The organism is Alteromonas sp. MB-3u-76, from assembly GCF_002831605.1.
GTDB classification, from domain to species: Bacteria; Pseudomonadota; Gammaproteobacteria; order Enterobacterales; family Alteromonadaceae; genus Alteromonas; species Alteromonas hispanica.
This window is the reverse complement of record NZ_CP025115.1, coordinates 2,349,147-2,361,307: the sequence shown is the minus strand read 5'-3', so window position 1 is coordinate 2,361,307 and position 12,161 is coordinate 2,349,147. Positions and strand designations below refer to the sequence as shown.

Annotated in this window: 9 protein-coding genes; 8 read left to right on the top strand and 1 reads right to left on the bottom strand. The window is 44.8% G+C overall.

Annotated features, from left to right (window positions below; translation table 11 throughout):
- Positions 1–15 precede the first annotated feature (15 nt).
- The 8 genes from CW735_RS10560 (at position 16) to CW735_RS10525 (ending at position 9,886) form a co-directional block, all read left to right on the top strand.
- Positions 16–2,169 (top strand): FAD-dependent oxidoreductase, encoded by a 2,154-nt coding sequence (locus tag CW735_RS10560; RefSeq protein WP_100972040.1) that lies wholly within the window; start codon positions 16–18, stop codon positions 2,167–2,169.
- A 47-nt stretch (positions 2,170–2,216) separates the two neighbouring features.
- Positions 2,217–3,116, top strand: a complete 900-nt coding sequence (locus tag CW735_RS10555; RefSeq protein ID WP_232368262.1) for a DUF547 domain-containing protein — start codon at positions 2,217–2,219, stop codon at positions 3,114–3,116.
- 119 nt (positions 3,117–3,235) lie between these two features.
- Positions 3,236–4,360, top strand: a complete 1,125-nt coding sequence (locus CW735_RS10550; RefSeq protein WP_232368261.1) for an ABC transporter substrate-binding protein — start codon at positions 3,236–3,238, stop codon at positions 4,358–4,360.
- Positions 4,360–6,150, top strand: coding sequence for an ABC transporter permease (locus CW735_RS10545; protein WP_100972035.1), 1,791 nt, complete (start codon positions 4,360–4,362; stop codon positions 6,148–6,150). The genes CW735_RS10550 and CW735_RS10545 overlap by 1 nt, the downstream gene beginning before the upstream one ends.
- Positions 6,151–6,789, top strand: coding sequence for an ATP-binding cassette domain-containing protein (locus tag CW735_RS10540; RefSeq protein ID WP_442855883.1), 639 nt, complete (start codon positions 6,151–6,153; stop codon positions 6,787–6,789).
- Positions 6,783–7,418, top strand: coding sequence for a CDP-alcohol phosphatidyltransferase family protein (locus CW735_RS10535; RefSeq protein ID WP_071979795.1), 636 nt, complete (start codon positions 6,783–6,785; stop codon positions 7,416–7,418). The genes CW735_RS10540 and CW735_RS10535 overlap by 7 nt, the downstream gene beginning before the upstream one ends.
- Before the next feature lie 44 nt (positions 7,419–7,462).
- Positions 7,463–8,284, top strand: a complete 822-nt coding sequence (locus CW735_RS10530; protein ID WP_071979794.1) for a sterol desaturase family protein — start codon at positions 7,463–7,465, stop codon at positions 8,282–8,284.
- Positions 8,285–8,425: 141 nt separating this feature from the next.
- On the top strand, positions 8,426–9,886 hold the full coding sequence (locus CW735_RS10525) for a sensor domain-containing diguanylate cyclase (RefSeq protein ID WP_100972033.1): 1,461 nt from the start codon (positions 8,426–8,428) through the stop codon (positions 9,884–9,886).
- A 39-nt stretch (positions 9,887–9,925) separates the two neighbouring features.
- On the opposite strand, the gene CW735_RS10520 is transcribed toward CW735_RS10525, so the two are convergent.
- Positions 9,926–12,112 (bottom strand): TonB-dependent receptor, encoded by a 2,187-nt coding sequence (locus CW735_RS10520; protein ID WP_100972031.1) that lies wholly within the window; start codon positions 12,110–12,112, stop codon positions 9,926–9,928.
- Positions 12,113–12,161: the final 49 nt, after the last annotated feature.

Sequence of the window (12,161 nt, the reverse complement as noted above, 5' to 3'; positions counted from 1 at the left end):
AAATAAGGAATTACGATGTTTAAGAAAATTGCGCTGCTTGCGCTTATGGCTGCGGCTGCTTATGGTTTTTTCTATTTCGATTTGAACACGTACTTGACGCTTGAGGGAATGAAAGGGGCGTTAGACACGTTTAAAACACAAATAGCAGAAAACCCAGTGCTCAGCATTGCTATTTTCTTTGCTGTGTATGTAGCGGTAACGGCACTTTCGTTACCGGGAGCCGCTATTCTTACGCTGGCTGCCGGAGCACTTTTTGGGTTGTTTCAGGGGCTTGTTATTGTCTCGTTTGCGTCAAGCATTGGTGCAACGCTAGCCTTTCTCGTAGCCCGTTTTGTGCTTCGTGACACGGTGCGAAATAAGTTTAAAGAAAAGCTCAAGAAAATTGATGAAGGCGTTGAAAAGCAAGGGGCTTTTTATCTATTTACCCTAAGGTTAGTTCCGGTATTTCCTTTTTTTCTGATTAACTTATTGATGGGGCTAACCGCATTAAAAACGTGGACATTCTACTGGGTCAGTCAGATAGGGATGCTTGCTGGCACTATTGTATATGTTAACGCTGGTACCCAGCTTGCACAAATTGATAGCCTTTCCGGAATTTTATCGCCTGGGCTGCTTTTATCTTTTGTTTTGCTTGGCGTCTTCCCTTGGATTGCCAAAGGTATTGTTGCTGTTGTAAATAGACGCCGCGTCTATAAAGGCTACACCAAACCTTCTAGCTTCGATCGAAATCTTGTGGTGATTGGAGCTGGCGCTGGTGGTCTGGTAACCAGCTATATTGCCGCGGCAGTGAAAGCCAAAGTAACCCTTGTCGAAGCCGGTGAAATGGGTGGTGACTGCCTTAATTACGGTTGTGTTCCAAGTAAAGCCATAATAAAAACTGCGAAAGTGGCCCACCAAATGCGCAATGCAGATAATTACGGACTAGATAGCGTTACACCCACCATGTCGTTTAAACGCGTGATTAAGCGGGTACATGAAATCATAGCCACAATCGCCCCGAACGACAGTGTTGAACGTTACACTAATTTAGGTGTAGACGTAGTAAAGGGCTATGCCACTATCATCGACCCGTGGACAGTAGAAATAAAAACCAATGACGGTGAAACACAGCGTCTTACGACAAAGACGATTGTTGTTGCCACTGGGGCCCGACCTTTTGTTCCGCCACTGCCGGGTATTGAAGAAAGTGGTTACGTTACCTCAGACACCCTTTGGACAAAATTTGCTGACCTAGATGAAGCCCCCAAAAGGCTAATCGTCCTTGGCGGAGGGCCCATTGGCTGTGAGTTATCACAGGCGTATGCCCGTTTGGGAAGCCGCGTGACTCAGGTTGAAAAGGCACCTAGTTTAATGGGGCGCGAAGATAGCGATGTGGCCGAATATGTCGAGTCTGTGTTGAAAGACAGCGATGTCAATGTATTAACTGAGCATGATGCGTTGCGTTTTGAAAAGCGCGGTGTAGAAAAAGTGTTAGTTGTTGCCAAAAATGGTACCGAAATAGACATCGCTTATGACGAAGTAATTATTGCAGTGGGACGCAAAGCGAGACTTAACGGCTTCGGTTTAGAAAATCTAGGCATACAGTTTGATAAAACCATAGACACCGATGAGTACCTACAAACGCTAATGCCCAACATTTTTGCAGCGGGGGACGTCGTTGGTCCATACCAGTTCACCCACGTGGCGGCTCATCAGGCGTGGTATGCCGCGGTAAATGCTTTATTCGGCACATTTAAAAAGTTTAAAGTGGACTATAGCGTGATCCCTTGGACCACCTTTGTCGACCCCGAAGTAGCCCGAGTAGGGCTAAGTGAAAGGGACGCCAGTGAGCAAGATATTGATGTAGAGGTAACCCGCTACGAGTTTGCTGAGTTAGACAGAGCGGTAACAGAGAGCTCGCGCAAAGGGTTTATTAAAGTACTAACACCGCCGGGTAAAGATAAAATACTGGGCGTCACCATAGTATCTGAACACGCGGGTGATTTATTGGCAGAGTTCGTTATTGCTATGAAGCACGATTTAGGGCTTAACAAAATCTTGGGCACTATTCATACGTATCCAACATGGGCTGAAGGAGCAAAGTATGCAGCGGGTAACTGGAAAAGAGCGAATGCGCCAGAAAAGCTGCTTAGCTATGTTGAAAAATTCCATACTTGGCGCAGAGGTTAATACCCGTTTCTACATTTTTTGCGGCTAATAAAACCATGGTGAATAAAATGAAGAGTTTATTAATGAGTGCGTTTATTACACGGGTTTGCGGCAATTATGTTGCGGCCTTAATTAACGCGAGAAACAGCGTTTTGCGTTTAGGGTGTAAGCTACTATGTAAGTTACTAATTGGTATTCTCGCCGTTACTTCAGTACAGGCATTGGCCGACAGTAAATTACACGATAAATATAATTCGTTGCTCAACACGCATGTTGTCACTATAAACGACGGCGCCAGTACTCAAGTTAACTATGAAGGTTTTAAGCGCGATCAGAAAGCACTGAGCGACTATCTTAATCAGCTCGCTGCCGTGCCGCCTAAAACCTTTGGCAGTTGGGATGAGAACACTCAGCTTGCCTTTCTAATCAACGCGTACAACGCCTACACCATAAACCTGATCCTTACTGAGTACCCGTCTCTTGACTCTATTCGCGACCTAGGTGGTTTCTTTTCTTCCCCTTGGAAAAAAGACATAGCCCCGCTTTTAGGCAAGTCGCGCTCTTTAGATGATATAGAGCACAACCTTATCCGGGGTGACAATAAATACAGCGAGCCACGAATTCACTTTGCAGTAAATTGCGCAAGTGTCGGTTGCCCAGCACTTCGGGAAGAGGCATATATTGGCGAGCAACTTGATAAACAACTTGAAGATCAAACCAAACGTTTTCTGGGTGACAGCACGAGAAACACTATGAAAGACAAAACCCTTTACCTGTCGAAAATTTTCACTTGGTACGAAGGCGATTTCGAAAAAAATTGGAAAGGAACATCAACGGTAAAAGAGTTTATTGTTTTATATCGTGAAGCAATGTCTTTAAATCAGTCGCAAGTTGACGCTATAACTAGCGGTGAAGTAGAAGTGGACTATCTTGATTACGACTGGTCACTGAACGATGTTAAACCTTAAATAAATAGGTAAGAGAGTGTATTAGTGACTTTTGCAGTGAATATACAATCAATATGCGCATAAAAACGTGCCTTTACGCTTTCGCGGTATTTATAGGTATTTTTACCAGTAGATATGCCATGTCAGAGGCAGTAGTGCGACTGCACGCATGGGGAGGTAGTGCACAGGTAAACAGCTATTTGCAATGGGTAGCTCAACAAGTTGAAAGCAAATACGGTATTCGGTTGCAGCACGTGAAGTTGGCAGATACCAGTGATGCCGTCTCTCGGGTACTTGCTGAAAAAGCGGCGGGAAATAACACTAATGGCAGTGTTGATTTAATTTGGATTAATGGCGAGAACTTTGCGGCCATGAAAAAGCACGGCCTGCTTGTTCAAAATTGGGTAAACGATATCGATAATTTCGCCCTCACCAATCCAGAAGATAACCCCGCGATGATAACTGACTTTGGCGAGCCAACCGAGGGTATGGAGGCTCCGTGGGGCAAGGCGTCGATGGTGTTTTATTATCGTAAGACGCACCTTGAAAAGCTCAATCTCACTGTTCCGAAGAATATTCATGAGCTGATGCAGTTCGCTCAACAAGCCCCAGGACGGTTCACCTATCCGGTACCCACAGATTACCTGGGTATAAGTTTTGTTAAGTATGTTGCTATTGCACTAAACCAAGCGCAAAGCGAACTCTTTTATGCGCCGGTAACGCCATCGGCTCTGAGCCAAATTACCCCCGCATTATGGCAGTACCTCGATCAGTTACACCCTAACTTATGGCAAAAGGGGGAATATTTTGTGCGCCAAGCGTCGAAGCTGCAAAGAATGGTTGGCAGCGGCGAGTTATCGTTAGCGTTTTCATTTACTGCGGCTGAAATTCCAAGTGCCGTTGAACGATTCGACTTGCCATTAGATATCCGCACCTATTCAATGTCGGATGGAAGTTTGGCCAATGTTCATTTTATTGGGTTAACGTTTAATTCTGCCAACAAAGCAGAGGCAAAAGCTGTGGTCAATTTTCTTTTGTCGCCAGAAGCTCAGGCAAAAAAGCAGCGTGTGCAGGTGTGGGGCGATGACACAGTATTAGCGATGTCTAAGCTCTCGCAAGCAGAACAGGCACTGTTTAGTACTACGCAATCGCACCCCTCCGCATTGGATAAAACCCAGTCCACTTTGCTCTTTGCTGAGCCGCATACCAGCTGGACAGATGCCCTTAGACAGGCCTGGGAAGAACGATATGGTGCGCGTTACTAATGATAGGTTATAGCAATTACTTTTATCGTGTAACAATACTAGCAAGGTGGTTGCTACTGATATTGCTAACCGTGCCGGTACTGGCCGGGGTAGTAGGTGTGGTATTGCCCGCATTTGGGTATTTTCCCGCCATTGGTGCCAATGCAGTAAGTATGGATGTGTTTGCACAATTGTTTGCGCTCAATGATGCAGCAGAAATGATCGCGCTGTCTTTAATTACTGGGGTGGCATCTACGCTTATTGCATGCTTGTGCGCGTTTAGCCTGTTAGCGGTATTTTATCGCACAAGAGTATTGTCTTGGTTGCAGGGGGTATTTAGTCCGTTTTTGGTGCTACCACATGCTGCGGCGGCCATTTCACTTCTGTTTTTACTCAGTCCGTCGGGCTTTTTCGCTCGACTCTTTACCTTTGATTCTGATGCAATTCCCTCTTCAAGTCAGTCATATTTTCTCTTTGATGAACTGGGCTTGGGCATTGTACTGGCTTTGATAGTAAAGGAAGTGCCATTTATATTGCTTATGGCGCTTAGTGTTATGTCTCAGCCGCTAATTAAAGAAAAAATAAACGGGTATTTCAATGTGGGTGTTTCACTTGGCTACTCGTCAATATCTGTCTTTTTCAAACTGATTTTACCCGTGCTGTACCCGCAAATTCGACTTCCACTGCTTGCTGTTTTAGTTTTTGCCGTATCAAACGTAGAAATTCCTTTAATACTTGGCCCCAATAACCCAAGTACGTTGGCGGTAGCTGTACTGCATTGGTTTAATCATATCGATTTATCTATGCGCTTAATGGCTTCTGCTGCGGCAGTTGTGCAGGTGGGCGTTGCAGCCGTTGCTATTGGGTTAGTAATACTTATCGAGAACATCTTAGCCTGGTTAGGTGAGCGCAGTTGGCTTTCGGGAAAGCGAACTTTTGGCGATGATGGGCTAAAACTACTTTCGTTATTCGTTGTTGCTGGCTATGCCGTGCTTGTTGCGGGCACGCTTTTTAATTTGGTGTTGTTTTCTGTTGCACAACACTGGCCTTTCCCCCAAGTGCTTCCCTCTGGGTTTACGGTACTTCACTGGCAAAGTGTTCTTGAAGCGGCGTTAGAACCTATCATTAATACTTTAATACTAGGAGGCATGGTAAGCTTGACTGCATTGGTGTTAGTGCTACTAGCATTAGAAAATGAGGTGCTTGGTTCTTTTAATCGAGCTCCTGATAAAGCACATTCCTACCAATCAAACGCTGGAGCGCTGTTGAATATTGCCTTATTTCTGCCTTTACTTGTACCCGGTGTGGCGTTTTTGTATGGGTTAGTGTGGTTTCAACAAATTGCGCTTAAAAATGCCGTGTGGTTTCACGTCTACATTGCACATATCGTTTACGTCATGCCTTATGTGTTCTTATCGCTGGCTATAGCCTATCGTAAGCTAGATAGCCGCTACGCAATGGTGGCGCAGAGCCTTGGTAAGTCGCCTATACGCGTTTTTTTATCTATTAAATTGCCGCTGTTGGCTGGACCAATAATGGTGGCATTTGCCTTGGGGTTAGCCATTAGCTTTAGTCAATATTTACCGACATTACTTGCTACCGGCGGCGCTATATCCACAGTGACTACTGAGGCTGTTGCAGCAGCATCGGGTAGCAGTATGCGGCTTAGTGCTGCCTATGTCATTATTCAAGCTGTATTGCCACTTGTCGGATTTTTACTCGCATGGTGGTTGCCCGGTGTGCTTTTCACGCCTCGGAAAGTACAAATCAATAATAAAACCACTTCACCGCAACCATTTAGGGGGTCTTAATTGGCACTTCATCTAAAGCAGCTCAATATTTTTAAAGACGGCTCGCTTATGCTTTCTCTTGACGCAACTGTTAATAAAGGGGAAGTGTTATCGGTGATGGGCCCAAGTGGTTCGGGCAAGTCGACGCTGCTTCAAGCCATTGCCGGTCACCTTGCTACACCATTTTCCATGACAGGAAAGATACTGATAGATAATCAATCTATAGACGATAAGCCGCCTCATTTAAGAGGTATCGGCATTATGTTTCAAGATGCGCTTTTGTTTGAACATATGACGGTAGAACAAAACATTATTTTTGCTATGCCTAAGACCAAAAGATATTCGGTAAGTAAGAAGCGGGAGTCGGTATCGAACATGCTCGAGGCCGTAGGTTTAGAAGGGATGCAAAATAGAGCGGTAACGACACTCTCTGGCGGACAACAAGCCCGCATTTCTTTGTTGCGTTCGTTGGCTGCAGAGTCACGAGCGGTGTTGCTCGACGAGCCATTTAGCAAGCTTGATACCGCGCTGCGGGATCAAATTCGTACGTGGACGCTTGAGCAGCTGCGCTGTCGAGGAATTCCAGCACTATTAGTCACTCACGATAGTGACGACGCTGTAGCGGCTGGCGGACAAACCTTTGAGTTATTGCCATGCTAGACGCCAAAGTTACCCCATTCATAAAACCACTCCTTAAGCCTATTGTTCGAGCATTAGATAAACGCTGTATTACGCCAAATCACGTTACCGTAGCGGGTTTCTTGATAGGTTTATTAGCGGTGCCTTTAATAATTCTTAACTGGTGGATGGCTGCGCTGGCATGCATTATTGCAAATAGAATTTGTGATGGAATTGATGGCGAATTTGCTCGTTATCAGAAAAGCAGCAGTAGCGCGGGCGGGTATTTGGATATCTGTCTGGATTTTCTTTTTTATGCGGCGGTTCCCCTTGCTTTTGGTATTGCTAACACCGCAGAGTGGGGCATCCCTGCCATGGTGCTTATGGCTACATTCATTGGTACTGGCAGCAGCTTTTTAGCCTTCGCGGTAGCCGCAGAAAAGTTTCAAATTGAGCGCCCGCAATTTTCCAATAAAAGTTTCTACTACATGCAGGGGCTTACTGAGGGGACAGAAACTATTCTGGTTTTCCTTGCGTTTTGTATATGGCCACAGCATTTTGCTGTTATTGCGTATTGTTTTGCCGCTGCGTGTGCTGTCACCGTGGTGACAAGAGTAGCGGGTGGTTTTACGACTTTGCAAAACGAAGAACTTCGACAAAAAAATACATAGCGTATGAGACTAAATAATCTAACAAAATGTGAAGGCATACTTTGATGGAAAACGAATCAATCATCAGAGTTTCAGTGTTCTTGACTATTTTTGTTGTCATGGCCACGCTGGAAGCACTTCTCCCAGCGAGAAAAGCCGTGTTAGCGCGCAAAGAAAGGTGGGTTGGCAACCTAAGCATGGTTGTTCTCGGTGCAGTGGTTTCTCGTCTTCTAGTACCTGCCTCATTGGCCGGAATTTCGCTGTGGGCGAGTGCAAATAATGTTGGCCTTTTCAACATGGTCTCGGCAAACGAGAGTGCTGTTGCAGTGTTTGTCGCTGTAGCGACCAGCGTTGTGTTATTCGACATCATCATTTACTGGCAGCACAGGCTTTTTCATACCGTTCCTATACTGTGGAAAGTTCACAAGATGCATCATGCAGACAGTCATGTAGACACGACTACAGGGTTGCGATTTCACCCAATCGAAATTGTCATTAGCTTAGCAGTTAAAGCGGCAGCTGTAGCAATACTTGGGGCCCCGGTAATGGCAATCGTGATATTTGAAGTAGCACTAAACGGTTTTTCATTATTCAACCACGCTAACATTCGAATTCCTCAAAAATGGGATGACAAGTTGTCTTGGTTCATTATTACCCAGCGCCTGCATAGAATTCATCACAGTCAGGCAAAAGATGAATCTAACTCAAATTTTGGTTTTAGCGTTTCATGGTGGGACAAAATATTCAGAAGCTTTAAAGCGCGAGCCAGCGACAGTGATGAAAATCTGCTTATTGGGCAAAGTGATGTGCCGCCTACCAAAAAAAATGCCAGCGTGCTATCGCTGCTTTTACAGCCTTTTTCAAAAGCGCAGTCTGTAAACGAATAACTTCGCCTTTTTCGTGCACTGATCTTATTTGCCCAAGTTTCCGTTTTATAAAAAATTATCCACTTACTGGTTTGCTCTGCTAAAGTAATAGAGAAGACCATGGTTCCAAGTTAGCGTATTACTTACTAAAGGGCTTTCTATTTGCAGAGTATCAAAGGATTGGCATTGCTACAGCAACTGCCCACTGCACTTATGTACAGGCGTCGAGGTGAAGAGCACTTTCATTTAAATGACGCGTTTATAAAGTTGTTTGGTATAAGTAGCGAACAACTCAATGGTGTGCGCAACTTTTCTTTTTTTGACCCTATCAACAAATCACAGCTTACCGATACTCAGTGTCCCTTCGAAAAAATAGAGAAAGAGGCTTTTCCTACCGCCTGGGTAAGACTTCAAACTCCAGTTCGTTCATTGCATTGCTTTATTACTGGCAGTGTCATTGCCGATGGCGATGATGAGTGGCTCATTATCAATGTAGAGAACAATGCGCATTATGCAATGGCTGAGAGCGAGGAAGGAGCGCATGCTCAGCGTCATATTACTTTTAATCAGCTGCTGACTAAGTTTTCATCAAAGTTGATTAAGGCAAGTGCAGACGAACTAGACGTAATTATTGACCAGAGCTTAGCCGCGTTTGGCGAATTTTGTGATGTAGACAGATGTTATTTATTTGAATTTAGTCAGGAACTTTCATTAATGTCGAACACCCATGAATGGGTTGCTGCCGGCGTTACACCTTACATCGATGACTTGCAGAATATGCCTACCAGTGACATGCCTTTTTTGATGGAACACATTACCGAGGGGATGTTTAAAGTCGACGATGTAAAAGACATCCCTGATTCCGCTACGGCAGAAAGAGAAGAGTTTCAAAAAGAGGGGATATGTTCAATTCTGTGCGTCCGAATAATGGTTGACGGTACAACATACGGTTTTATCGGTTGCGATATAATTGGAAGTCCTTATACCTGGTGTGCGTCAGACATAGAGTATCTCAAACGAATAGGCGATATGCTGGGTAATACTCTGCAAAATATTTATAACCGCAGGGCAATTCATGCCATGCAACAAGAGTTGGTAGAGGCGAATAAGCAGTTACAGAAGCTTGCCAATATCGATGGATTAACGGGAATCGCTAACAGACGACTATTTAATACAACGCTAGAAAAGGACCTGTCGCAAAGCTGCCGAAGAAATGAATCATTATCGCTTCTTCTTATCGATGTGGATTTTTTCAAATTATACAACGATAACTATGGTCACGTTGCCGGAGACCATGTTTTACAACAGGTAGCTCTGACAATATCTGAAAGCTGTATTGGTACCGACGATTTAGTAGCGCGTTATGGAGGTGAGGAGTTCGCCATAATTCTGCCGGCCACCACCACTGACGAAGCAGAAGCTTTGGCAAAACGTATTCTCGACAATGTTGAGCGGCTTGGCATCGAACATGAGCGATCTCCCCACAATAAATTGCTCACCGTAAGTGTTGGTGTAGCCACTCAAGACTTACCGTGCGATGAAACCTGTTCCGATTTGGTCAATAAAGCAGACCAAGCGCTCTATCGCGCTAAATCAGCAGGTAGAAACTGCGTTAGTCAGTAACGCAGCTTCTAGCCCCTAGAAGGTTACCGACACTTTCTGTTAAAACTCATAGGATACCGTTGCACCAAACGTTCTAGGTTGGTTAGGGTAAGCGTTAAAACTGCCGCTTTGAATAGGGGGTGGGAATGCAGATAAGAAATATTCATCGTTATTCAAGTTACGCACCCATATCTTCACGCTTACACCATTATCCATAGATAAGCCCGCGCTTGCGTTCAGTGTACCTACTTCTCGTGTTAACTCCGGCGGAACGTTTTCAACAATTTGCGCTTCACTTTCGTAAATATAGTCGGTACGGATGAAGCCATACATTCCTTCGCCAAGATCAACATTATAGGTTAACCCACCCACAAAGCTCCGCTCGTGAATACCGGCAGGCATTGTGCCAGATAAATCTACTGGGCCATCCACGCCATTAGCACCTACGAAAGAGTCATAAACGGGGTCTAATATGGTTCCGCCAAACGATAGCACTAAGTTATCGGTTAAGTTGAAACTTGAGTCGAATTCAATACCCTGCGTGGACTGTTCACCAGCGTTAGCTAGCACAAATCCGGTACCCACAAATATACTCGATTGAAAACCTTCGATAGTTTGGTCGAACAAAGTGATATTAAATGCACCGCGTTTAAACCTGGCTTTTACACCTAGCTCGTAAACTGTCGACTCTTCTGGGCCTGCGTATCGTGTTCCATAACTTTGATTTGCCCGTGTAAGGTTGGCAGTTTCAAGCGCGCTTTGATCGCTAGCAAAAGGGCGTGTATCTCGTGATAAATTCCATGAAGACGCTTTAAAGCCTGTTGCGGCAGTAGCGAAAATATTAAAGTTTTGGTTTACCTCGTAAGCTAATCTTACGCTCCACGTTGTTTTGCTATCGCTAGTATTGCCACTTTCAACTTCATTCGGAAAGACTAGTTGGGGGGGAAGAAACTGCACGCCTTTCAGTGTTGGTACAAACGGCTGTAAGTCTGGAATAAAAGACAAGGGCACACCAAATACAGTAGGGTCGGTGTCGAAATCAATAGCCGATAGTGTTTCATTATGAATTTGAGCCACAGATACGTCTTTTTCGTCGTCGGTATAAGAAAGGCCAACGGTGGCGGTTAACCTATCGCTAAGGTCGTAATCTACAGTGGCAAAAAGGCTAAACGCATCGTTTTCTTGCAAGAAATCGGTGGCCAGAAAGTTATTAGCTGCAAAGAACGCATTGCGAGGGAACGCATATGAATCTTCGGCGGTTTCAAGCAAGGGCTGCAAACCTAACAGGTTGAAGAAAGGTCGTGTTCCGTCTCCATAATAGAGCACATCGCCAGTGTCTACTTCTTCAGAAAAGTAAAAGCCCCCAATCATCCAGTCAAATTCATTATCACCGGAAGAGGTTAATCGAAACTCTTGCGTAAAGGTTTCAATGTCAGTCGCGCCGGTTTCTGTCAGAATATCTAGCGACGTGTAATCAACATCAGAGTCGTAACTGCTGGTGTTTTTTCTAAACGCGGTAATAGAGGTTAAGGCAAATGAGTCGTAGTCGACATCAACTTGAACCGAAATGCCGCCATCCTCAACCGTGTTATTAGGATCTTGATTTAGAGCAGATTTAAATTCAAATTGGTCTTCAACGTCTAATACCGTTCCGCCCAGTGCTCTAACAGCGGCTGTAGTAGGGCCGTTTATAACATCGGCAACGGTACAGCAGCGTTCATCAATTTCGCTGTAATCGGCAATGAGTCTAATGCTGGTATCTTCGGTAGGTTGGTATAAAGCTTGACCGCGAATGTTCCAGCGATCCCGGTTGTTCATGTCGTCAAGCCCAACCACACTCTCGGTATAACCATCTCGTTTGTTTAAACCGCCAGAGACGCTAAAAGCAAGTTCTTCGGTAATGCTGTTGGTGTAGTAACCTTTAAGTAAACGCTGATTAAAATTACCAATACCTAGTTCTACTTTGGCCTGCTCAACAAACGATGGGCCCGCGGTTCTTACGCTTATTACACCCGCAGACGCGTTTTTACCAAACAAGGTGCTTTGCGGACCGCTTAATACTTCAACCTGTTGAAGGCGAGGTAAATCACCTATTTGAGCAGCTGCGCGGGAGCGATAGACGCCATCAATAAACACGCCTACTGAGGGTTCGATGCCGGTGTTGTTGCTACCGTTGCCAAAGCCTCTAATAGAAAAGTTGGTATTTGTAGAGCGCTGCAGTGGGGTAACGCGCAATGTAAACGTCATGTTATCATTTAGTTAAATAATATTGCTTCTTAGGTTTGGGTGATATTTG